Origin of the sequence: Streptomyces sp. VTCC 41912, assembly GCF_045799175.1 — a bacterium.
GTDB classification, from domain to species: domain Bacteria; phylum Actinomycetota; class Actinomycetes; order Streptomycetales; family Streptomycetaceae; genus Streptomyces; species Streptomyces albulus_C.
On sequence record NZ_JBJMAB010000001.1, the window covers coordinates 469,718 to 491,668 of the forward strand.

The 21,951-nt window shown below is 73.7% G+C and carries 18 protein-coding genes; 2 read left to right on the forward strand and 16 right to left on the reverse strand.

Features of this window, described 5'->3' with window-relative positions; genetic code table 11:
• Positions 1 to 112: 112 nt before the first annotated feature.
• The 15 genes from ACJ6WD_RS02155 to ACJ6WD_RS02225 all read right to left on the reverse strand — a co-directional run bounded on the left by ACJ6WD_RS02155 (position 113) and on the right by ACJ6WD_RS02225 (position 16,621).
• Positions 113 to 1,396, reverse strand: coding sequence for an MFS transporter (locus ACJ6WD_RS02155; RefSeq protein ID WP_233656402.1), 1,284 nt, complete (start codon positions 1,394 to 1,396; stop codon positions 113 to 115).
• Positions 1,393 to 2,658 (reverse strand): ATP-grasp domain-containing protein, encoded by a 1,266-nt coding sequence (locus ACJ6WD_RS02160; RefSeq protein WP_233656400.1) that lies wholly within the window; start codon positions 2,656 to 2,658, stop codon positions 1,393 to 1,395. Before ACJ6WD_RS02160 ends, ACJ6WD_RS02155 begins: the two co-directional genes overlap by 4 nt.
• 70 nt (positions 2,659 to 2,728) lie before the next feature.
• Positions 2,729 to 3,511, reverse strand: coding sequence for a phosphodiesterase (locus tag ACJ6WD_RS02165; protein ID WP_233656399.1), 783 nt, complete (start codon positions 3,509 to 3,511; stop codon positions 2,729 to 2,731).
• A complete protein-coding gene (locus tag ACJ6WD_RS02170; RefSeq protein ID WP_407615022.1) occupies positions 3,501 to 4,760 on the reverse strand; it encodes an ATP-grasp domain-containing protein in 1,260 nt (419 codons plus the stop codon). The genes ACJ6WD_RS02165 and ACJ6WD_RS02170 overlap by 11 nt, the downstream gene beginning before the upstream one ends.
• Complete coding sequence (locus ACJ6WD_RS02175) at positions 4,757 to 6,088, reverse strand: cation:proton antiporter (RefSeq protein ID WP_407615023.1); 1,332 nt, start codon at positions 6,086 to 6,088, stop codon at positions 4,757 to 4,759. The genes ACJ6WD_RS02170 and ACJ6WD_RS02175 overlap by 4 nt, the downstream gene beginning before the upstream one ends.
• Positions 6,075 to 6,605, reverse strand: coding sequence for a dCTP deaminase domain-containing protein (locus ACJ6WD_RS02180; protein ID WP_233656396.1), 531 nt, complete (start codon positions 6,603 to 6,605; stop codon positions 6,075 to 6,077). The genes ACJ6WD_RS02175 and ACJ6WD_RS02180 overlap by 14 nt, the downstream gene beginning before the upstream one ends.
• The gene (locus ACJ6WD_RS02185; protein WP_407615024.1) at positions 6,602 to 7,162 is read right to left on the reverse strand and encodes a hypothetical protein; all 561 of its coding nucleotides are present in this window, start codon (positions 7,160 to 7,162) and stop codon (positions 6,602 to 6,604) included. The genes ACJ6WD_RS02180 and ACJ6WD_RS02185 overlap by 4 nt, the downstream gene beginning before the upstream one ends.
• On the reverse strand, positions 7,159 to 8,241 hold the full coding sequence (locus tag ACJ6WD_RS02190; protein ID WP_376553937.1) for a hypothetical protein: 1,083 nt from the start codon (positions 8,239 to 8,241) through the stop codon (positions 7,159 to 7,161). The genes ACJ6WD_RS02185 and ACJ6WD_RS02190 overlap by 4 nt, the downstream gene beginning before the upstream one ends.
• Before the next feature lie 7 nt (positions 8,242 to 8,248).
• Positions 8,249 to 8,695, reverse strand: a complete 447-nt coding sequence (locus ACJ6WD_RS02195) for a type II toxin-antitoxin system RatA family toxin (protein ID WP_016575482.1) — start codon at positions 8,693 to 8,695, stop codon at positions 8,249 to 8,251.
• 19 nt (positions 8,696 to 8,714) lie between these two features.
• Entirely contained in the window at positions 8,715 to 9,299 is a 585-nt protein-coding gene (locus ACJ6WD_RS02200) for a DUF6031 family protein (protein ID WP_376438594.1), read from the reverse strand.
• The gene (locus ACJ6WD_RS02205; protein ID WP_407615025.1) at positions 9,296 to 10,405 is read right to left on the reverse strand and encodes a DUF6001 family protein; all 1,110 of its coding nucleotides are present in this window, start codon (positions 10,403 to 10,405) and stop codon (positions 9,296 to 9,298) included. Before ACJ6WD_RS02205 ends, ACJ6WD_RS02200 begins: the two co-directional genes overlap by 4 nt.
• A 52-nt stretch (positions 10,406 to 10,457) precedes the next feature.
• Positions 10,458 to 12,110, reverse strand: a complete 1,653-nt coding sequence (locus ACJ6WD_RS02210) for an alkaline phosphatase family protein (RefSeq protein WP_331246486.1) — start codon at positions 12,108 to 12,110, stop codon at positions 10,458 to 10,460.
• The gene (locus ACJ6WD_RS02215; protein ID WP_407615026.1) at positions 12,107 to 12,889 is read right to left on the reverse strand and encodes a TIGR01458 family HAD-type hydrolase; all 783 of its coding nucleotides are present in this window, start codon (positions 12,887 to 12,889) and stop codon (positions 12,107 to 12,109) included. Before ACJ6WD_RS02215 ends, ACJ6WD_RS02210 begins: the two co-directional genes overlap by 4 nt.
• Positions 12,886 to 14,121 carry a hypothetical protein gene (locus ACJ6WD_RS02220; protein ID WP_407615027.1) on the reverse strand — a complete coding sequence of 412 codons (1,236 nt, stop codon included), beginning with the start codon at positions 14,119 to 14,121 and terminating at the stop codon, positions 12,886 to 12,888. The genes ACJ6WD_RS02215 and ACJ6WD_RS02220 overlap by 4 nt, the downstream gene beginning before the upstream one ends.
• A 1-nt stretch (position 14,122) precedes the next feature.
• Positions 14,123 to 16,621, reverse strand: coding sequence for a dCTP deaminase domain-containing protein (locus tag ACJ6WD_RS02225; RefSeq protein WP_376438605.1), 2,499 nt, complete (start codon positions 16,619 to 16,621; stop codon positions 14,123 to 14,125).
• A 774-nt stretch (positions 16,622 to 17,395) separates the two neighbouring features.
• Between ACJ6WD_RS02225 and ACJ6WD_RS02230 the strand changes: the two genes are divergently transcribed.
• Positions 17,396 to 20,272 carry an AAA family ATPase gene (locus ACJ6WD_RS02230; RefSeq protein ID WP_407615028.1) on the forward strand — a complete coding sequence of 959 codons (2,877 nt, stop codon included), beginning with the start codon at positions 17,396 to 17,398 and terminating at the stop codon, positions 20,270 to 20,272.
• 155 nt (positions 20,273 to 20,427) lie between these two features.
• On the forward strand, positions 20,428 to 21,144 hold the full coding sequence (queC, locus tag ACJ6WD_RS02235; protein WP_233656385.1) for a 7-cyano-7-deazaguanine synthase QueC: 717 nt from the start codon (positions 20,428 to 20,430) through the stop codon (positions 21,142 to 21,144).
• A gap of 103 nt (positions 21,145 to 21,247) precedes the next feature.
• Here queC and ACJ6WD_RS02240 read toward each other — a convergent pair whose 3' ends face one another.
• The gene (locus tag ACJ6WD_RS02240) at positions 21,248 to 21,946 is read right to left on the reverse strand and encodes an HAD family hydrolase (protein ID WP_232817357.1); all 699 of its coding nucleotides are present in this window, start codon (positions 21,944 to 21,946) and stop codon (positions 21,248 to 21,250) included.
• Positions 21,947 to 21,951 lie beyond the last annotated feature (5 nt).

Sequence of the window (21,951 nt, forward strand, 5' to 3'; positions counted from 1 at the left end):
CTTGTGGGGTGAGGTGGGGCCGGCGGCGGCAGGGTGCTCCGCGGGGCCGGCGAGGGGTGGCGGAGGGCACGTCGGTGGACGCGTTCCGCGGTGGTCGTGAGGGGACGCGGCGTCAGCCGTCGTCCTCGGCCTTGGTGGTGGCGTCGTCCTTCAGGGAGGCCACGGCGCCCAGCCGGCCCACCCCGAACCAGGCCGGGAGGAGGGCCAGCACGGAGACCGCGCCGAGCAGGAGCCAGGCAGCCCGGCCCATGCCGGTCCACAGGGCGACGCCCACGACCGGGCCGATGGCGGTGCCGATGCCGAACATGGCGTGGGCCGCCCCGACGTACCGGCCGCCCGCCTGGGCGGGGGCGGCCACGGCCGGGTAGGCGAACATGGTGGGCCCCTCGATGATCTCCGCCAGCGTCCACAGCAGGGTGCCGACGAAGAAGACGGCCAGACCGCCCGGCAGCGCGTACAGGGCCATGCCGGCGCCGAGCAGGACGAAGCCCACGGTGAGCACGGTGCGGATGCGCCAGCTCTGCACGACCTTGGTCATCAGCAGCTCGAAGCAGATGACCACCGCTCCGTTGACGGCGACCATCGCCCCGTACCAGAACGTGCTGTAGCCCTGGGCGCGCAGGGCCAGCGGCAGGGTGCTCAGGTACTGGATGTAGACCGCCGAGTTGAGCAGCACCGCCACCAGGTAGGCGAGGTAGCGGCGATCGCGCAGGACCGTGCGGTAGGTGGTCCGGGGCGGTGCGGGGGCCGCGGATCCGGCGGGCGACGCCTGCGCCGGGGTGGCCGCGGTGCGCGGCAGCGCCACCAGGACCACCACCGCGTAGGCGAGGGCCGCGACGGCCTCCCCGTAGAACAGCAGGTCGTAGGAGACCGCCACCAGCAGCGTGCCGAGCAGCGGGGCGGCCGTGGTGCCGAGGTTGAGGGCCAGGCGGTACATGGCGGTCACCATCACCTGGCGGTTGCCGGGGGTGAGTTCGGCGATGTAGGCCGCGGCGGCCGGCCGGTAGACCTGGCTGATGAGTCCGGCCAGTCCCACGGACACCAGCAGGAGCGGGTACAGGGTGACGTGCAGCACGGCGACCAGCAGCGCCGCGGTGCCGGCCATCCCGACCACGATGGTCCGGCGGGCCCCGATGCGGTCGCTCAGGGTCCCGCCCAGGAGCACGCCGAGCACCGAGCCGACGCCGTAGACGCCCAGCGCGGTGCCGCCCTGGACGGCGGTGAAGCCGCGGCCGGTCATGAACAGCACGAGGAAGACCTGGAGGAAGCCGCCCAACTTGTTGACCAGGACGCCGAACAGCAGCGCCTTCACCGCGAACGGCGAGCCGGCGAAGGTGGCCAGCACTCCGGCGTCGGCCGTGCCCGGTGCCGGCTTGGCCTCGGTGACGTCGCTCATCGGCCCGCACCGGGGTGGCGTTCGACGATGCGCAGGGCCGCGGCCGCCGCGTCGAGTGCCGCCTCGCACCGCTCGGCCGTCGGGGCGACCGCGGTGACGTAGGCGACCCGGCCGGTCAGCAGCCCGCGCGGCGGCGGGGAGACCGTGTCGCCGGGGCCGACCAGCACCACGGCCCGGTCTGTCTCGGGCGGCAGTGCGGCGGTGTCGAAGTCCACGCTGTCGATGACGGTGTCGTCGTGGTCGGCGTGCAGGAACCGCACGGCCGCCACCAGGTCCCGGTCCACGGTGATCTCCGGTTCCCGGCCGCACGCCACGGCGGCGGCGACCAGCCCCGGGTCGATGCCGGAGGCCAGGCTGCCCAGGTAGGGGATCAGGTCGCCGCCGAGCCGGGCGTTGACCTCGATGACCTTGGGCTCGGGGGTGAGCTTGAGTTCCGCGTGGGTCCAGCCGTCGGTGAAGCCGAGCGCGGTGTGGGTGTCCTGGAGGACCTGGAGGAACGCCGGGTCGGCGAGGAGCGGGTCGCGGTGCGTGACCACGTGGCCGGTCTCCTCGAAGTAGGGCGGGTAGCCGGTGCGCTTGTGGCCGACGAACAGCGGGCGGACCTTGCCGCCGACGACGACGGAGTCCACGCTCACCTCGGGCCCGTCGAGGTACTCCTCGACCAGGACGCCCTGGTCGTAGTCGGGCATGTGCGGCACGGTGGCGCGGTCCGCGAACCCGAAGAACTCGGTCATCTGCTCCGGGGAACGGACCAGGGACACCCCGTAACTGGCGGCGGCCGCACGGGGTTTGACCACCACCGGGTAGCCGATCCGCTCGGCCGCCGCCAGCGCCTCGGCGGCCGTCCCGACCAGCGCGAACGCGGGCTGGGGCAGCTGGGCGGCGGCGAGCGCGGTGCGGCTCTGGTGCTTGTCGCGGCACCGCCAGACGTCGTCGGCGGGGGTGGTCGGCAGCCCCAACGCGCCCGCGACCGCGGCGGCCTGGTGGACCCGGGCCTCGTCCCAGCTCAGCACGCCGTGCACGGGCTCGCGCGCGACGACCGCGGCGACCGCCTCGGACACCACGGTCAGCTCGGTGGAGGGCACCAGCGTGCTGCCGGCCAGGTAGGGCAGCTCCCAGCTGGGCTCGGACGTGTTGACCAGGTGGATGCGGTAGCGCGTGCTGATGGCCGCCAGGAGGTATTCCCGGTACTTGTGCGGGCCGGTCGAGATGAGCACCAGCAGGGGGCGGTCCTCGGCGGCGCGCGGTCGGGGTTGCTGCATCGAGTCTCCAGGAGAGGGGTTGGTGCGGTGGTGCGGGAAGGTGCGGGGCGGCCGGCCTCCGAAAGCCGGGTCAAGCGGTGCGCACGGTCCGGTGATGACTTGTCAGGCGCCCCTCGTGGAGCAGGTGGAAGGTGAGCGCCGGGTCGGCGTCCTCGGTCTTCCACGACTGGCCCGGCTCCTGTTCCCAGGGCACCAGGGCCGTCGAGGCCACGCCGGGGGCGCACAGCAGCGGCCGGCCCGCGAAGGTCGTGGCCGCCGACGTGTGGGCGTGGCCGCACAGCACGGCGGTCACCTGCGGATGGCGGTCCAGCACCGCGGCCAGCCCCTCGGCCTCGCGCAGGCCGATCCGGTCGATGTAGGGCAGGCCGAGGTCGACCGGCGGATGGTGCAGGGCGACCAGGGCCGGCAGCCGCGGTGCGGCGGACAACGTCGCGTCGAGCCAGGCCAGCGTCTCGGGCGCCAGCCGGCCCTCGGCGCGCCCGGGGATCGAGGAGTCGCACAGGACGACGCGGGTGCCGGCGAGGTCCCGGACCTGGTTGACCGGTGCGTCGCCGGGCTCGCCGCCGCCGAGCAGGAGGCGGCGGAACGGCTCGCGGGCGTCGTGGTTGCCCGGGCAGACCAGCAGCGGGTGGCGGTCGGCCAGGGGCTTCAGCAGCTCCGCGGCCAACCGGTACTCCTCGTCGGTGCCGTGGTCGGCGAGGTCGCCGGTGACCAGCACGCCGTCGAGCGTCCCGGGCAGGTCCAGCAGGTGCGCCACCACGGCCCGGGTCCGTTCGGTGGCGCGCGGTCCGCCGTCCAGGTGCAGGTCGCTGAGGTGGGCCAGCACCGTCGGCGCCGGGCGGTCAGACGACATCGTAGAAGCCCTCCCCGTCGAGGTAGCGGGCCGTCATGTAGTCGTGGGTGACGGTGCCTTCGACCTCGTGGAGGAGGTGGACCAGCATCGGGTAGGTCATGTCGTTGACGGTGCGGGAGATCTCCTCGCCGGGCGCGACCTTCAGCAGCACGTCGTGGTAGCTCTCCAGGGCCTGGAGTTCGGCCAACCGCGGGTAGCCGGCGAGCTTTCCGCCGCTCGGCGCGATCATGTTCACGCAGACGGCGTGCCGCTTCACCTCGTAGCCGGTCTCCCACCGGGCCAGGAAGTCCGCCGGGTCGGTGTAGGCCGCCACGGTCCACTCCAACTGGCTCTCGTCGAGCGCGGCGCGGGTGAGCAGCGGCAGCATCGCGCCGCAGACCCGGGCGCCCGTCTCGATGAGCCGGGGGCCCTGCGGGGTCAGTTTGAGTTCGGTGTGCGCGGGGCCGTTGCGCACTCCGAGGGCGTCCAGCACGGCGCCGGCGTAGGCGACGAGCTGCTCCTGCTCGGGACCGTCGCGGAGCATCAGTTGGGAGCCGCCGAGGAGGTCGCGCACGCCGTTGATGCCGAGGTGCTGGGTCTTCCACAGGTCGCAGACGTAGTGCTTGCCGTCGAGGCTGACGGTGTTCACGTAGTACTCGGCGCCCACGAGGTACTCCTGGGCGAGGACCGCGTCGTTGCGTTGGCCGACGGCGCTCTGCATGCCCATGAGGCGGTCGAAGGCGGCGCGGACCTCGTCGACGTCGTCGCAGAAGGTCACCCCGTCGTTGAGGGCGCTGCGCACCGGCTTGAGGACGACCCGGCGGGGGGCCGGCCCGTACCAGTCGAGGAGGGCGTCGAGGTCGGTGGCGAGGATCTGGTCGGCGACGGGCAGGCCGGCGGCCCGGACGGTCTCCTGCATCCGGGACTTGTCGCGCCGGGCGCTGCTCAGGCGGGTGCCGTTGGTGCGCAGTCCCAGGGCTTCGCTGAGGACGTCGGCGAGTTCGACGCCGATCTCCGCGCCGGCGAGCAGGGCGGTCGGCGCGTACGCGCGTATCGCGTGCAGCGTCGCGTCGACGTCGCCCTCGTGCAGGACCGTGCCGATGAAGTCCTCCGGTCGGAAGGACGCGGTGAAGGCGGCCGGCGGTGACGTCATGCTCTGCACGTGCAGGCAGTCGTACCCCTGGGCGTGGAAGAGCGGGGCGAGGTGACTGGCGGTGGAGTAGGCGTCGACGAGGGCGACGACGGGGCGCGGGGTCGATGCGTGGCTCACGTCGGGACTCCTTGTTCCTGTGGCTGCCGTGCTGGTGCGAGTGGTGTCGGTTCGGTCGTCAACTGCCCTCGTGCGATGGCCCGTTCCAGCCACCAGCCGGCGAGGAGCGAGGTGATGACGGCGGTGAGCACGAGCGTGGTGAACATAGCGGAGTTGACGATCTGTGCGTCGAGGGCGACGGTGGCCAGGACGATGCCGGGGCCGCCCCGGGCGTTCAGGGCCACCGCGAGGTGCCGGGAGTCCGCCGCGGGCCGCTGCGCGAGGCGGGCGCCGAGGTAGACGCTGACCGCCTTCACCGCGCAGGCCACCGCGATGAAGGCGAGCGTGAAGCCGGGGTCGAAGGCACGCACCAGGTCCAGCCGGAGCCCGACCACCGCGAAGTAGATCGGGATGAAGAAGCCGGTGGCGAAGCCGCGCACGCTCCGCAGGGCGTCCGCGGCCGCCGGCGCCGTCCGCCCGCCGACGCTGGACATCAGCCCGACGACGAAGGCGCCGTACATGGGCGCCACGCCGAGGTAGCTGCACAGGGCGGCGGCGGCCAGGACGGCGGCGACGCGCACCGCCAGTCCGTTCACCGGGCCCGGGCCGCCGCCGGGCGCCAGCCGGCGGATGACCAGTCCGAGCAGGGCGACGGCGCCGAGGAAGGCCAGCGACGCGACGGAGTGGTAGGCCGCGGAGGCGCCGGCCGAGGTGATCCCCAGTTCGGGGGCGAGGCCGAAGGCACGCGGCCCGACGCTGCTCACCATGCCGACGGCGATGGAGATCACCACGTTGAGGGCGATGTCCTCCAGCGCGGCGACGGAGAGGATCACGCGGGCGAAGGGCGTGTTGATCAGGCCCAGGTCCATCATGATCCGCGAGATGACCGGGATGCTGGTGATCGCGATGCCGCAGGCGATGATGAGCGTCAGGGCCGTGGTGTTCCGCGCCGGCCCGAGCTGGCCCGACAGGTCGACGGCCTTGGCCAGCAGCAGGCCGAACGCGAACGGCACCACCATGCCCACCACCGCGATCAGTGCGACGGCCCGGCCGTCCCGGCGGGAGAAGACGGTCCGCATCTCCAGGCCGGCGAGGAACATCAGCAGCAGCATGCCGAGTTGGTAGACCAGCTCCAGGCAGGTGGCCACCGGGCCCTGGCGCGGGAAGAGCCACTGCTCCACCTGCGGGGCGAGCTGGCCCAGCAGGGTGGGGCCGAGCAGCAGGCCGCCGAGGATCTCACCGATCACCGGCGGCTGCCGGAACTTGGCGAAGAGCCGGCCCACCAGGTGGGCGGCGAGCAGCAGGAGCAGCAGGGCGGCCAGGGCCCGGCACAGGTCACCCTGTGACACGCGGGTCCTCCAGGCTCAGCCGGGAGGCGACCGCCGACGACGACCCGGTGTACTTGCCGAGGTAGCCGACGGCGTCGCCCTGCATCGCCCAGAACGCCAACTTCCCGATCAGCATGCCCGGGTAGACGCGGACCGGGTGGGCGACCTTCATCTCCAGCGTCCACGGGAAGACCGCCCCGCTGTGCCCGAGCGGCGCGGAGAACTGGATCCAGATGCCGAGGGTGGAGGCCGACCGGCAGGCGTAGAGGGTGGCCGCGTAGTGCGGGCTGCCCATGGCCTCCATGGTGCCGCCGAGGTAGAACCGCCCCGGTTCCAGGACCATGCCGTCGGGGCCCATCGTCATGTGCTGGGCCTTCGGCGGCGTGAAGCAGTCGATGACGTCGTCGTCGTACCAGAGGATGTCCTCGGCCAGCCGGAAGCCGTAGCTGTTGGGCTCCAGGCGCTCGGGGTCGAAGTCGTCGATGTGGATGCGTCCGGCCCGCACCTCGGACAGGATCTCGGGTCCGCTGAGGATCACAGCCAGCCCTCCAACACCTGCTGGACGGCGGTGCGGTAGGTGTCGAGGTCCGCGCCGTTGTCGAGGACGGCGTCCGGCTCGATGCGGTCGAGCTCCCGGGTCGAGGCGTCGGCCCGGGTCGGGTCGCCGCGTTCGGCCAGGCGCTTCTGCCGCAGGCCCTCGTCGCAGACGATGCGCAGCACGCGGAAGCCCTGGGCGCGCAGGGCCGGGGCGTCCACGTGCGGGTCGCGCAGGTCGTCGTTGATGACCACGTCGGCGTCGGTCCCGGCCAGGCGGCGGGTGAAGTCGTCGGCGAGGGAGGCGGGGCGGATCCGGCGCAGGGCGCCGGCCAGCGCCTCCATCAGGAGTTGGTCCTGGGCGCCGGCGGCCAGTTCCGCGCCGGCGGTGCGGTAGACCTCGGCCTGGAGGTCGTAGAGCGGCGCGGCGAGCTTCACGCGGGTGTGGGACAGTCCGCGCTCCCGGGCGAACTCCTCGATCATCGAGGCGCAGGTGGACTTGCCGGCCCCGCTCAGGCCGATCACGGACACCCGCAGGGTGCGGCCGGACGCGCTGCTCATCGGGTCTCCTTCGATGGTGCGGGGTGGGCGGTGCGGTCCAGGACCGCGTCCGGGTCGACGTCGAGGGTGCCGTGCAGGCGCACCATGTCGATCGAGTCCAGGGCGGTGCGGAGGGCGGCGAGCGACTGGTAGAAGCGCGTGTAGTCGGGGACCAGGTGGGTCTGCCAGGTGAAGAAGGTGGTGTCCAGCTGGCGGTCGACGATCTTGTTGAGGTGGGCCCAGCGCTCGTTGTCGTCGGTGAGGTGACGGGTCGTCAGGGGCTGGCCGGGGGCGACCTCGGGCAGCAGCAGCGCCGCCAACCGCTTGGGCTCGGCGGAGAACTCCGAGCCCAACCAGGACTCGAAGACGTCCGGGTCCATGAGGATCTTGTGCCCCGGCTCGTGGGCGTCGAGCCGCGGGTCGACCCGCTCGCGCACCAGCGCTTCCAGCCGGGCGTCGGCCCGGATCGTGCCGACCCCCACGTAGGGGTAGTCCCGCCACGGGTGGACGGTGATCCGGCCGTCCTCAAGGGTGCAGAACAGCTTGTCGCCGGTGAAGTACTGCCAGGTGGGCCGGCGCAGCACCGACAGCAGGGTGGTGGTCTTGCCCGCGCCCTTGGGCCCGGCGATGATCACCGCTTCGCCGTCCCGGTGCGCACCGGAGGCGTGCAGCACGACCGTGCCGAGGTCCTCCTCGTGGCGGATGACGAGGTCCCGCACGAAGTCGAGGACCTGCACCACCGAGCCCTCGGTGAGGCGGAGGTGGAAGGTGTCGTCCTTGCGGGCGTCGACGGGGGCGTCGAGCAGCGTCGCACGGTTGACGTAGAGCCGCCGGCCGCCGCGGTCCACGACGTGGGCGTCGAAGTTGAACTCCGCGGCGTTGCTGCGCCGGATGACGGAGAGCGGCAGCCGCCAGACCTCGGCGTCGACGTCGGTGGACGGGTCGTAGCCGTGCACCGCGATGCGGAAGGTGGGCTGCTGCGCGGGGGCGTCGCCCATCAGGTGGCGGAAGAAGCGGTGGATCGGCGCGAAGACGCCCACCGCGTCGTCGGCGAGGTCGAACTGCACGGTGGTGTGCAGGAAGTTGAGGTACTGGATCACGTGGAGCTCACTCTCCGTCGGCGGGCGGGTGGGCGGCGACCGCCCGCAGCAGGGCGTCGGCGTGGGCCTGGAAGGACTGGGCCCAGATGGGTTCGAGCAGCGGCGCGAGGCCGTCGATGCCGAGTTCGAAGGCGAGGGCGAGGGAGATCCGCGCGCCGGTCGGCGTCTCCTCGACCCGCCACGCGCCGGTCAGCGCCTCCAGGTCACCGGCGGTCTGGGTGAAGTGCAGTTGCAGGCCGGGGCCGGCGGCCTCGTCCTGCACCCAGGTCACTTCGCTGCCGTTCAACAGCACGGTCCACTCCGACGAGCGGTGCCGTTCGCTCGTGGACGGCAGTTGCCGGACGGCGAGCACGTGGTCGGCGGCGGGGGCGAAGGTCCGGGCGTCCTTGACGATCGCCCACGCCTGGTCCGCGGACCGCCCGGCGAGCCGGGTCTCTGCATGGATCTCGGGCACGGTGGTCAGACCTCTCTGTTCAGGCGGCCTTCATGAAGGGGGCGAGGAATCCGATGTCGAGGCCGGCCGCCCGGGCCAGTCGGGTCCACACCCGCAGGGTCCGTAGCATGTCCCGCTGTCCCTCGGCGACCAGCCGGTCGGGCAGTTCGCCGGGGAAGGCCGCCAGCATCCGCTCCCACAGGGCGTGGATCTCCTCGACCCGGCAGGTGTCCCCGCCGAACTCCTCGGCCAGGCCGAACGCCTCGATCAGCTCGGGACCGGAGGCGTCGACCACCTCCCCCATCCCGTACTCCAGCGCCACCGCCAGGCAGTGCGCGTCGTCGACCGCGGCGCGGCCGGCGAGCCGTTGGTCGATGTCGAGGAGCTGCTCCAACAGCCTTAGCTTGGCGGCCTGTTGCATCTGGGGCTGGTCGGTGCCGCCCTCCAGGTCCTCGATGTAGGCCCGGCCCTCGGCCAGCATCAGCCAGGCGGCCTGCACCCACGCCTCGACGGACTGCGGGGCCGGCATGGCGTGTCCGCCGCGCACCGTGGGGAACACCGGGAGCCGGTCGCCGATGCCGGGGCGCCCGGGCGCGTCCGGTTCCTGGTTCCGGTTGGGGGTCATGCCGTGGTCTCCTCGCCGTGGTAGCCGATGTCGAGTCGCGCCGCGCCCGCCCGCAGGGCCCGCAGCAGGGTGGCGGCGTCGTGCGGGTCGAGCTTGCCGAGCGCGTCGAGCCCGATCGCCTCGCCGGCGAGCGGGAGGGTGTCCGTCACACCGGGCAGGACGACGCTGCCGCCGGGCGCGACCAGCAGCGCGGCGCCCGGGAGGAAGGGTTGGAGGGTGCCGGTGAGCTCCAGCCGGACGGTGGCCGTGGTGGCCGTGCCGGTGGCGCGCAGGCACTCCTGGGCGAGCGCCACGTACTCCCCCGCCAACGGCCGGGCGCCGGCCGTCGGAGCGAGTGCGGCGGCGACGTCCTTGCGCAGCCGCTCCAGCTCCGCGCCGGCGGCGCGCACCGCGTCGTCGGGCCAGGTGTCCTCCGCCACGAACCGGGCCCAGCGCAGCAGGTACCACTTGCGGGTGGTGTAGACGTCGCCGTGGTGCGAGAGCAGCGCGTCCATCAGGTGCAGCAGGGCGTTGTAGGCGTAGCCGACGCGTCCCCGGCTCTCCCCGGCGGCCTCGGCGAGCGCGGTGTGCACGACGTGTTCGAGGGCGGTGTGCAAGGAGGCCCGGGACCAGACGGTGCTGAGTGCGGGCAGTGCGGCCAGGTGCGGCGCGGTGCCGTCCAGGGCGATGCCGTTGACGATGCGTTCGGTCTGCTTGCGGCGCGGTTCGCGCTGCTTGTCCCAGCTGCGGAAGCCGGCCACCGTCGCGGCCGGCGGCGCGGCGGCCAACCGGTCCAACTCGGTGAGGTTGGAGGCGAGTTCGGCCTCGCTGAAGGAGACCACCTCCAGGTGGTGCCCATCGACGAAGATCTTGGTGGAGATCCGCGGGCCGTGGATCTCGTCGGCCTGGATGCGGATGAAGTCCAGGTCGCTGGTGGCGTTCGCCAGGCCGTGCACGGGCGAGCTGGTCAGCAGCAGCTGCCCTTCGCCGACCCGCTCGCGCATCAGCGCCGTGAGCCAGTGCGGGTCGAGTCCGCGGCCGGCGAGGAACTCCGCGACGTGGGCGTGGCGGCGCGCCGTCAGCTCCGCCGGGGACAGGGCGTGCGGGAATCCGGGGGGTGCACCCATCGGGTCCGTCCTTCTTCGGTCTGCTTCGGTGGGATTCGTGGGCGGGCGGCGACTACTCGGCCCAGGGCGGCGCCACGCCCAGTTGGCGCAGGACCAGGCGGGCCGGCGCGGTGTTGTCGATGACGTCCGGGACGTCGGGGCGGCCGCCCGCCGGGATGCCCGGGCCGACGGCGGCGTGCACGGCGTGCAGCCGGCCGTCCCCGGTGTAGACCACGTGCGCCCCGGTCTTCGGCGTCCGGCGTACCGCCGGGCCCTCCCCCAGCAGCACCGAGGAGGGCTGGTAGTCGTCGGCGAGCGCGAGGAAGACCACGGGCGGGAACGCGGCCCCTTCGGGCAGGACGTTCCCGCGGTCGTCGAGGACGGCGCTGAGCACCGGCTGGCCGGTGTCCGGGTCGGTGAGGGCGCGCAGGGTCGCCACCGCGCGGGCCACGGCTGAGCCGGCCCGGACCGGGTCCGCCTGGTCGGTGGCCCACAGGGAGCCGTTGTTGGCCGGGTGGTAGAGGACCGACGAGCGGTGGGTGTCCAGGGCGCCGTCGGCGTCCGTCGCGGTCAGTCCGGCCCGCACCAGGTGGTCGTTGACGTGCACCAGGTGGGTGCTGCCCACCATGCCGTGGTCGGCGCCGAGCACCACGGTGTCGTCGTCCTCCGCCCGGTCCAGCACCCGGCCCAGGACCGCGTCGGCGTCCTGGTAGCAGCGGCGGAGGCAGGACCACACCTGGTCGGCGATGTCCGGGCGGTGCGCGGCGCTCTTCTCGTCGCACCAGCCCAGGAGTTCGTGGCCGATGTCGTCGGTCATCGGCAGGTAGACGACGACCAGGTCGGCGTCGTGGGCGCGCAGCACCTGGTCGGCGGCGGCACCGAAGGACCGGGACACGCACCGCACCGACGACAGGAACACCTCCTCGGCGGTGCCGTCGCCCCCTTCGGCGAGCCGCGGCCCGAAGACGCCGGCCCGGTAGAGCGGACCGACCCCCTCGCCGGCGAACGGCGGGCCGGCCGCCAGTGCCCGCACCAGCGGGGTGTTCCGGCCGGCGGTGCGCACGTCCCAGACGCCGGTGTGCACCAGCAGCAGGCCCTGCGGGGTGCGCACGCAGCAGACCCAGGTGCCGTGGCCGGCGTCGTCCAGCAGCAGCGGCTGCCAGTCGCCGCCGACGTCGAGCCGCAGGTCCGTGCGGGCGGTGCGGACCCGTACCCGCCCGTCCTGCGGCGCCGCTTCCACCTCGGCGCGGAACGGTCCGAGGTCCCAGGTCTGGGTGCCGGCGCCGGGCACGACCGGGCACACCGCGTGCCGGGTGAGCCGGCGGCTGTACGCCTCCACGGCCGCGTCGACGTAGTGCCCGGTGCCGCCGGTCTCCCGGAACACCCAGGGGGCGTGCACGAAGGCGCTGCTGCGGTCGTGCTCCGAGGCGGACTCCCACACCGGTGGCACGGCGGGGAACCGCGGGGCGAAGCCGCTGACGTGGCTGACCAGCCCGTCGCCGGCGCCGGGCACCGTGAAGCCGGTGACGCCGTGCTCGCCCGGCCAGGCACCGGTGAAGAGCGTCGCCAGTGAGGGTGGTGTCTGGCAGTTGGGCCGGGCCGGGCGGGCCGCGGCGAAGGTGCCGCGGGCCCGCATCCGGGTGACGGCGGGCAGCGCGCCCTCGCGTTCGAGCCGGTCCACCACCCAGTGCGCGGCGGCGTCCCAGACCACCCAGTAGACCGTCACCGTTCCCCCAACTTGGCTATCAGGTCGGGCAGTTCGGCGACGGAGTCGCAGGTGTGGGTGGCCGACCCGGTCAGCCCCTCGGCGTGCTGGTCCGCGTACTTGCCGGTGCGGACCTGCACGGTGCGCAGCCCCGCGGCGTTCCCGCCGGCGACGTCGGTGCTCGCGTCGTCCCCCACCACCAGGCACTCGTCGGCGGACACGCCCAGCGAGCGGACGGCCAGCGCGAAGAAGTCCACAGCCGGCTTGCCCAGCACCCGGGCGGTGGTTCCGGCCGCGTACTCGACGGCCGCGACGACCGCACCGGTGTCCAGGTGGTCGCCGTCGGCGCGCTTGAAGTACCGGCCGCGCTGGAGGGCCAGGAGTTCGGCCCCGTCCCGCACGGCCCGGAACGCGCCGTCCAGCGCCGGGTAGTCCAGCACGTCGCGGCAGTCGCCGATCAGCACGTGCGTGTACGGCGGTTCGGACACCAGGCCGGGCACCCCGTCGCGCAGGGCGCGCGAGACCAGGGCGTAGGTGCGGACCCCGGGGGCGGTCAGCAGGTGCCGCGCCGCCACCACGGGCGTGAAGAGTTCCTCCGGCCGGACCGGCAGGCCGTAGCCGGTGAGCCGGGCGTGGATCTGCGCCGTCGTCCGGGAGTCGGTGTTGGTCAGGAAGCGCAGCGCCACCCCCTGCTCCCGCAGCGCGCCGATGGCGGCGGCCGCGCCCTCGATGACCCGCTCGTTGGCGTAGAGCGTGCCCTCCAGGTCCAGGAGCGCGGCACGGAGGGGCGTGCCCGTCATCGAACCACCGGCCGGGCCAGTTCGGGACGGGCGGCGACGGCGTCCTTGAGGAAGGTGCGCTTGGAGTAGACGCCGCGCTCGTCACAGAGGCCGTGCTCGCGCAGGAAGGACTCCAGCCAGTCGGCGAGCTGCGCCATCTCCTCCTTGACCAGCGCCTCGTCGGGCTCGACGGCGGTGCGGCTGCGCAGGTACTCCAGCTCGCACTGGTTGAGGGTGACGTCCCGGGCGTCCACCAGGCTGCAGTGGTCGAAGAAGATGCCGTAGACGTGTCCGCTGCGCACCGACTCGAAGTTGATGTCGTAGCGCACCCGCCGGAAGGACGGCAGGCGGACGGCGTCGACCCGCAGTTCCTCGGTGACGTACCGTTCGAAGCCGCCGTCGTCGGTCAGGTCGAGGCCGTAGGTGTGGGATTCGCGGCGCTGGAACGCGTCCTCGGCGTACCACTTGCGCTTCATCAGGTGCTTGCCGTCGGTGGTGGGGATGAAGGAGGCGTAGCCGCGCTCCGCCTCGCCCGGTCCGGTGACCTCGAAGAGGTGGTTGAGGTAGTCCCACGCCTGGAACTCGTCCCGGTACTCCATGACGTAGCCGGGCAGTGCGCCGTCCAGCACCCGGTGGTGCAGTTCCACGGTCAGCGTCCAGGTGTCGACCGGCGGTTGGAGGGTGTACTTGTACTCCAGCTCCTGGCCGCTGAAGCACTTGCGGTAGTAGCGCTGGTGGTTGTTGAGGAACAGGAACTGCTCGGCGTGGCGGGCGACCGCCGCCGGCAGCCAGCCGAGGTCCGGCACGTCGGCGGCGGCGAGCGGCTCCTCGGTGAGGCGGATGAAGCAGGCGTCCTCGGCCAGGAAGCGGACCTGGCTGTGGACGTGGGCGCGGCCGTCCCGCGCGGTCACGTAGAACAGCGGGACGAGGGGCCCGCCGGTGTGCTCGCCGGCACCGAGCGCGGCCACCGCGTCGGTGAGCGGCGCGCCGGGCAGCATGCGCGGGAAGAGGTCCCCGCCGCGCGCCTCGACGGCCGGGCCGGCGGGGCCCGCCGGGGTGCGGGCGTGCAGGGTGACGGTGCCGAGGTCGGCCCAGGTGACGATGACGGTGTTGGCCGGGAACGGCTCCTCGACCGGGGCGGTCAGCGACACCAGGACCAGGGGGTCGGTGTCGGCGAGCGGGGCGGTGCCGTTCAGCAGGTGCAGGCCCCCGAGGACGAGCCAGGCGGCGGCGTCGCGGTGGTGGGTGGTCATGTCAGTCTCCCTTGTGGCCGGTGGTGGCGACCGTGCCGTCGCTGATCACTGCTGCGGTCCCGGTGACGCCGGCCGCGGTGACGGCCGGAACTCCCGCCTCGCGCAGCAGGATCGCCAGGTGCCCCAGGGCCGAGCCCTGGTCGAAGACGAAGCCCGCGACGTGGTCGATCAGCACCGAGAGGACGGCGTACGGCCGGGCCGCGCAGATGATCGGCTTCTCGTCGTACGCCTTGACCTCGTCGAGGATGCGGGCCAGGCCGTCGTGCTCGCTGACGTCCTGGGACTTGTCGATGCTGACGGCCGGGCCGATGGAGAGCCGGCGCAGCAGGGCGTCGTCGTCCAGGCGGAGCAGCGGTCCGCTCGCGGTGCCGGGCGAGATGCACACCTCGCCCCGGGCGAGGACGACGGCGTCGTCGCCACCGAGCACCGAGTAGTCCACGAAGTACAGGCGTCCGCCGTCGAAGACCCACTCGATGGTGACCGGGCCGTGCTTGGCGTGCATGGCGGTGGTGAAGCGGGCGATCTCGTCGAGGTGGGTCAGCAGCGCGGTGCCGCTCGGTGCGGCGACGACGTTGCCGGCCGCGTCGAAGCCGCGGTCGAGGTCGGTGACGACGATGGTCTCGCCGCCGGCGGTGCCGCGGTTGAGCGCCATCAGGCCCTCGGGGGTGTATTCGACGATCAGTCCGTCGCCGGCCCGGCGGGAGATGACGCCGAGGTCGCCGCGGATGAAGTCGCGCACCACGGCCGCGTGCAGGGTCGAGCCGTCGCCGCCGGCGGTCACGGCCAGCCGGTCGAGGACCTCTTCCTTGGGGACGACGATCTGGCGCAGGGTGTCGCCGAGGTCCAGGACGCACTCCGCGGAACCGCCGGCCAGCGCGGCCCGCAGGGCGTCGGCGGTGGTCGCGTCGCGCAGGCCGCGGCCGTTGAACTGGAGGATCCAGCCGGCGCCCACCGAGACTCCGCAGTCGTGCGCCATCCGGTGGGCCGGTCCGCGCTTGGCCACGTAGCTGCCGTAGACGCCCGCGACGTCACCGAGGTGGAAGGTGGGCGGCAGGTCGTCGAAGTACAGCCGGTGGGTCTGGGCCACCGGCTCGGGGACGCTGTTGCGCTGCCCGCGGGTGGCGGTGAGCGGGCGGACCTGGAGGAGGTGGGGGCCGTCGGCGTCGACGGCCCATTCGACGTCCACGTCGTGGCCGTGCCGCTCCCGCAGCGCCCGCACCATCTCCACGACCTGGCGCAGCGCCGGGCCGTCCGCGTCGTCGTCCGGGCCCGGTTCGGCGCCCAGGCGGTCGGAGTCGGTGCTCCGGGGCACGGCGACGCCGGCCACCAGTTCGTCGGCGAGGCCCTCGACGTACTCGATCGACACCCGCTGGTCGGCGGCGCCGTCGAGCCCGGTGAAGGCCACGCCGGCGATGCGGGGGTGCACCATGCGCTGGACGATGACGGCCAGGCGGGGGGTGGGGTCGAAGTCGCCGGCCCGTACGCGGGCGGCCACCGCCGGCGCCTCGTAGTGGGAGCGCCAGCACTGCTCGACGGCGGCGATCACCGCGTCGGCGCCGCGCACGCCGAGGATCGAGCTGTGCACGCCGGCCAGGCTGGAGCCCTCGGTGTCCTCGTCCAGGCCCGAGGAGCGCACCGCGACGTCGGTCCGCGGGTCCTTGAAGACCTCGTTGAGGCGGGCGCGCAGCAGGGTGCGGGCGTCCTCCGGGAGCCGGACCTGGCCGCCGATCTTCTCGATCCGTTCGACGGCGTCGGTGAAGAAGGCGCCGACGGTGGCCTTGAGGTCGGCGAAGGCGTCGGCGAGTTCGGCGCGCTGTCCGTCGCTGAGGGCGTCGACGAACTCCCCGGCCGGTACGCAGAACGCGGACGGCACCCGGAAGTCGCCGTTGGCGCGGGCGAGTTCGGCGAACTTGGGGCCGACCTCCGACACCTCGATGCTGGCGGCGAGCCCGGGGAAGCGCTGGCGGGCGAACTGCTTGTCGAAGTCGACGTGGATGTCGCTGGACCGCGGCCCGACCGCCCCTTGGTACTTGCCCTCGTAGAGGACGATCTCGCCCTGGGGTCGCCACCACATCATCTGGCCGATGTTGATCCCGGGATAGACCCGCACCCGGTTCATCGAGTAGAGCTGGAGCGTCCACTGCCCGGTGTACCCGATGTCGCCGAGGCTGGCGGAGAGGTTGATGAACAGCCCGAGGCGGGCGACGGACGAGCGCGCCGCGAAGGTCGGCGCGTAGTGCTCGCTGCCCAGCACCTCGATGGTGTGGGCCAGGTAGAGCCGGTTGGGTTCGAGGACGTACCCGTCGTCGGGTATCTCGATCTCCTCGTACGCGTTCATGGTCCGCGCGTCGAGGGGCATGTCCTGGTAGACCCGCAGCGTCTTCCCGAGGCGGAAGTTGTAGCTGTTCGGATTGACTTGTTCCGGGGTGAACGGCTCGATGGTGATGCGGCCGTTCGCCCGTTCCCGCTCAATCTCGTTACCCGTGAGAATCATGGTCATCCATTCGCGTACTCCCTGGCGCGGCCGGCGCGGAGGCCGGGAGGGGCCGGCGCCCGCGCGGCGGGCAGGAGGGGGCAAGACGGCGTGGGGGGCGAGCTGTGCGTGACGCGGACCCGTGCCCGGAGGAAGCCGACGTGTGCAGGTGTTCTGCGTCCGGAGGTGTGCCACGCCCGTGGAGGAACTGGTGGACCCGGGTTGCGGGTTAACCCCACCCGGTGTCGTCGCCGGTCGGGCCGGCCGCGGCGTCGGTGCCGCGCGGGCGGATCGACGCCCTCTGCACAGCGCATAACTTCTGCGACGCGTGGTTCACAGTGCACCCCCGGTTTTCTGACTGTTCACTGGCCGGCCCGGAATCTGTGCATGTGCCGGGCGGGCAGGCCCGGATCACAATGCCATTTCGGGCATGTGCATGCGGCCGGGGCGAGGTGCATCTTGCTGCCATGCAGCAAGATGCACGGAGGGGCAAACGGGCCCCAAAGGCGCGTAACGGCAATACAGTTACGGTAAGTGACAAGCGCGACGTCGATTACCGGCCGGTTCGGGCCGGAGCGCGGGGCACCCCACCGCCCCGGCAACGGCGTCACCCTCGCCCCTCGGGCCCACCCGCACGTCGCGACGGCCCATCCGCCCGCTGACGGCGCTCGCGCCGCGCACCGCCGCGTTGCCCCATTGCCTCTTGCGAGAGGCAATGGCCAACCCGTTCGGCGGGCGGCCGCACCGAGAAGAGAGACGGTGCTACTCGGGTAGAGCGGTGAGCCGTGACAGGGGAACTCCATGTATCGCACAGACGACGGACCGAAGACGTCCATGACGGGGCGTCAGAACGAGTTGCGCCGGCTCGGCGCGGCCCTGGACGACGGCGCGCACGGCGGGACCGTCCGCGCCCTGGTCACCGGCGAACCGGGCATCGGCCGGACCACCCTGCTCCAGGCGTGCGCGGCCGCGGCCCGCGCCCGGGGCTGGATCACCGTCGAGGTGCGGTGCCCGCCGCACGAACACCTGCCGCCGTTCGGCCTCGCCCGGCACCTCGCGGGCCGACTGGCCGCGTTGCTGCCGCCGGAGCACCCCCGCCGCACCGCGCTCGACGCCGTCGCGCACCCGCCGGCCGACCGCACCGGACCGGCCGACCCGACGCCGGTGGCGGCGGACGTGGTGCTGGGCCACGTCAGGGCGGCCCTCACCGCGCTGACCGCCGGCGCACCCGTGCTCCTCGGCCTCGACGACGCCCACCGGGCCGACGCCGCCTCGCTGGACTTCCTGCACCGGGCCCTGCTCGCCCCGCCGCTCGCCCGCGTCGTCCTGGTCGCCTCCGCCCGGGACGGCGAGAACCGCAGCGGCGGCGGCCCCGGCACACTGCCCGAACTCCTCGCCGGCGCACGGCAACTGCCGCTCACCGGGCTGGCCCCGTCCCAGTCCGCGGCGTTGCTCCGCAGGGTCGCCCGCCGGGCACCGGCCCCCGACGTCGCCGCGGAGTGCCACCGCGCCTGTGCCGGCAACCCCGCCCTCCTCACCGAAGTCGCCCGGGTGCTGCGCGAGCGGCCGGCGGATCGCGCCGGTGCGCCGCTGGCCGCCGCACTGCGGCCCGCGGCCGTCGCGGAACTGATCGGCACCCGGCTGGCCGGACTCGATCCGAACGCCGGCAAGGTCGCCCTGGCCATCGCCGTCGCGGAGACCCACTCCGCAGCCGAGCCCCTGCTCGTCTCCCACCTCAGCGGGCTGACCCTGGCCGAAACCCTGGCCGCGGTCGACCTGTTGGTGTGCATGCACCTGGTCGCCGACGACGACACGCTGTACCTGCGCCACCGCGTCGTGCGCGAGGCGCTGCTGGGCCGGATGACGCTGATGGCCCGCAACGCCGCCCACCTCGCGGCCGCCACCCACCTGCACGGCAAGCAGGCGCCCGCCGACCGGATCGCCGACCACCTCGCGGCGTCGACGGTGACCCTGGACGAGCCGTGGGCCGCCCCCGTGCTGCTGCGGGCCGGGCAGAAGGCCCTCGCGGCCCGGGAACCGCAACGGGCCCGGCGCTATCTGGCGCACGCCGTACGCGCGGCGTCGGGCGCGGACCGCCGGACCGCGGTGCTGGAGCTCGTCGACGCCGAGATCGGCATCGACCTGCAAGCGGGGCTGCGGGAGGCGGTCCGGACCCTGGAGGAGACCACCGAGGACGCCCTCCGGCTCCCGCTGCTGGCCAGGATCAGCACCGCGCGCTACCTCGGAACCGACCCCGGCGCGACCGCCCGGACGACGCCCGCCCCGGACTACGCCCGGCCCGACTGGCATCCCGTGCACGCCCTGCTCGACGGCCTGGCCGCCTACCCGCTGCCGGACACCGCCCGACGCACCGGGGAGCGCCTCGCGCCCGAGGAGCCCGGGCCGGGGTGCCCCGAGACCGGCGGGGCCGACTGCTGCGGCGCGGACCGGGCCGCCGCCGACGCCGTCGTGCGCGCCCTGCGCAGCCACCTGACGTGTCGGCCGGCCGACGCGGTGCACGGCGCGCGGGAGGCGTTGCGGGCGGAGGGCGGACTGTGCCTGCACCCGGTGCTCCGGCTGATGGCGCTGATGATCCTCGCCTGGAACGGCCGCGACGCCGACGTGACGTCCCACCTGCGGCTCCACCACGACTGCGGGCACTGCCACGCGCACCCGCTGCACCGGGCCCTGCTGCTGCCGGTCACCGCCCACCTGGCCCTGCTGCGCGGCCGGCTGCGCACCGCGCACGACCGGCTCGGCGCATCCCTCGACGCCCTGGCCCACTACGGGACCCGGCCCCAACACCCGCTGCTGATCTGGCTCGTGGGGATGCTGGCCGAGGTCCGCCTGGCCATGGGACGCGGCCCCGAGGCCCGCGCGCTGCTGCACGAACACGGCTGCCTGGACGGCCCGGCACCGGACCGACTGCACCGCGAGGTGTGGCTGACCCGGGCGAGGCTGCGGGCCGACGGCGGTGACCTGGCGGGCGTGGCGGCGGACCTGGCCGAGCTCACCGACGCCCCGGGGGGACCCACCGGCGGCGTGCACACCTACGTCCACACCGTCGATCTGCTGACGCAGGTGGGCCGGCACGTGCAGGCCCGGGAGACCGCCCGGACGCTGCTGCGGGTCGCCGAGGCCATGGGCACACCGCGGGAACGCGGCATCGCCCTGCGGGTGCTCGGCGCACTGGGCGGCGCCCCCGAGGGCGAGGACCTGCTGCGCGAGGCGATGCGCCTGCTGGCCGCGGCGGAGGCCGACTTCGACCTCGCGCACGCCGCCGCCGACCTGGCCCTGTTGCTGTTCGACGACGGGCGCTACGAGGAGGCGACGGCGGAGCTGAGCACGGCGCTGGAGCTGGCGGACCGCTGCGGCGCCCGACCGCTCGCGCTGCGGGTGCGGCAGCGGCTCGCCGCCGCGGAGGGGCGCTCCGCCGACCGGTCGCCGCTGGGCGGCGTGCTGAAGCTGACCAAGCGGGAGAAGCAGATCCTCATCGACGCCGTGCGCGGCTCGACCAACGAACGGATCGCGACGACCCTGCACATCACCCGCCGCACGGTCGAACTCCACCTGTCCAGTGCGTACCGCAAGCTCGACATCACCGGCCGCAAGGACTTCCCGCACCTGTTCCGGACCGCGGGGCTGTGGCCGCTGCTGGTCGATTCCGCCGCCACCTGACCGGCGCGCGGGACCCACCCCTCGGTACCGGGGCGCCCGCGCTACGGCACCGGCCGTGATGTTCCGCGGCCCGGCCGGCCGCCACGATGGCCCCGGGCGCCGGGCCGCCCCGCGTCCCGGTCGTTCGGTTTCCCTTCCCACTCCGGAGGTTTGTGATGGATCAAGACGACAGCCGCACCGACCCGTTCACCGCCGTGGTGGTGCTGTCCGGAGGTCTGGACTCCACGACGCTGATGGCGCACTACGCCGCCCTCCAGTACCGGCTGATCGCCGTCACCGTCGACTACGGGCAGCGCCACCACCGCGAGATCGACGCGGCCCGGGCGGTGGCGGCCCACTTCGGCGCCGAGCACCACGTGGTCGACCTGCGCGGTTACGGGGCGCTGCTGCGCGGCTCCGCACTGACCGACGACCGGGTCAGCGTCCCCGACGGGCACTACGCGGAACAGTCCATGCGGGCCACCGTCGTGCCCAACCGCAACGCGGTGCTGGCGAACGTCGCGGTGTCGATCGGGGTGGCGCACCGCGCGTCGGTGGTGGCGCTGGGCATGCACGCCGGCGACCACTTCATCTACCCGGACTGCCGGCCGGAGTTCGTCGCCGCGCTGCGCGAACTGGTCGCGACGGCCAACGAGGGCTTCGCGGTCCCCCAGGTCGAGGCGCCGTTCCTCTCCTGGGCCAAGACCGACATCGCCACGCACGGCGTCCGGCTGGGCGCCCCGCTGGAACTCAGCTGGTCCTGCTACAAGGGCGGGGACCGGCACTGCGGGACGTGCGGGACCTGCTACGAGCGGCGGGAGGCGTTCCGCAACGCCGGGTTGGCCGACCCGACCGGCTACCTCGACGACGTGACGGCGTACCCGGCGCCCTGACGCCCCGGGCGCGCCCGGCCCCGCCCACGGGCCGAGCACCGCGACGGGCCGGACTCCGTGCGGAGTCCGGCCCGTCGGCACGCCCTCGGCGGGCGGAAGGGGCTCACCCCACCGGTTCCGCCTGGAGGATCAAGCGGCCCAGGTCCGCGGCCGACGGGAGCAGGACGTCCGGCCCCTCCGGCGTGCCCTCGGCCGGCAGCCCGCCGCCGTTGCCGGTGCGCACCCCGACCACGACGGCCCCCAACCGGCGGCCCAACGCGATGTCCGACGGGGTGTCGCCGACGACGTAGAGCCGGTGGTCGGGCGCGTGGCCGAGCCCGTCCAACGCCCGCCGCGCCAACGCGGTCTTGCAGTCGGCGTCGGAGACCGGGCCGTCCCCCGCGTCCAGGTCGTCCCGGGTCAGGATCGGGCCGAAGCACGGGCGGACCGCGTAGCGCTCCAGCAGGGCCACGGTGGCCTCGGTGCCGACCCAGGAGCTGACCAGCGCGAGCCGCACCCCGGCCCCGGACAGTGCCGACAGCATCGGCACCACCCCGGGGTAGAGCGTGCCGTGCGCCATGTACCGGTGGGCCACCTCGTCGACCCGGTCCCGCACCCGCACCGACCCGATGTGCAGCGCCCCGCTGGTGATCGAGGACCAGTAGCCGAAGCCGAGGATCTCCTCGCGGGGCGGCGGAATCACCCCCTCCTGCCGGTGGAGGTCCAGGACGAAGCGGTGGAACATCTCGTAGAAGTCCAACAGGGTGCCGTCCCGGTCCAGCACGACCGTGGTCCGCCCTGTCCGACCCATTTCCTCAACCATGTCGC

Bases quoted from the DNA above. Each gene is read 5' to 3' on its own strand.
- ACJ6WD_RS02230 (WP_407615028.1), top strand. From the start codon at position 17,396: ATGTATCGCACAGACGACGGACCGAAGACGTCCATGACGGGGCGTCAG.
- ACJ6WD_RS02205 (WP_407615025.1), bottom strand. From the start codon at position 10,405: ATGGGTGCACCCCCCGGATTCCCGCACGCCCTGTCCCCGGCGGAGCTG.
- ACJ6WD_RS02220 (WP_407615027.1), bottom strand. From the start codon at position 14,121: ATGACCACCCACCACCGCGACGCCGCCGCCTGGCTCGTCCTCGGGGGC.
- ACJ6WD_RS02225 (WP_376438605.1), bottom strand. From the start codon at position 16,621: ATGACCATGATTCTCACGGGTAACGAGATTGAGCGGGAACGGGCGAAC.
- ACJ6WD_RS02165 (WP_233656399.1), bottom strand. From the start codon at position 3,511: ATGTCGTCTGACCGCCCGGCGCCGACGGTGCTGGCCCACCTCAGCGAC.
- ACJ6WD_RS02240 (WP_232817357.1), bottom strand. From the start codon at position 21,946: ATGGTTGAGGAAATGGGTCGGACAGGGCGGACCACGGTCGTGCTGGAC.
- ACJ6WD_RS02215 (WP_407615026.1), bottom strand. From the start codon at position 12,889: ATGACGGGCACGCCCCTCCGTGCCGCGCTCCTGGACCTGGAGGGCACG.
- ACJ6WD_RS02185 (WP_407615024.1), bottom strand. From the start codon at position 7,162: ATGAGCAGCGCGTCCGGCCGCACCCTGCGGGTGTCCGTGATCGGCCTG.
- queC (WP_233656385.1), top strand. From the start codon at position 20,428: ATGGATCAAGACGACAGCCGCACCGACCCGTTCACCGCCGTGGTGGTG.
- ACJ6WD_RS02160 (WP_233656400.1), bottom strand. From the start codon at position 2,658: ATGCAGCAACCCCGACCGCGCGCCGCCGAGGACCGCCCCCTGCTGGTG.
- ACJ6WD_RS02200 (WP_376438594.1), bottom strand. From the start codon at position 9,299: ATGACCCCCAACCGGAACCAGGAACCGGACGCGCCCGGGCGCCCCGGC.
- ACJ6WD_RS02155 (WP_233656402.1), bottom strand. From the start codon at position 1,396: ATGAGCGACGTCACCGAGGCCAAGCCGGCACCGGGCACGGCCGACGCC.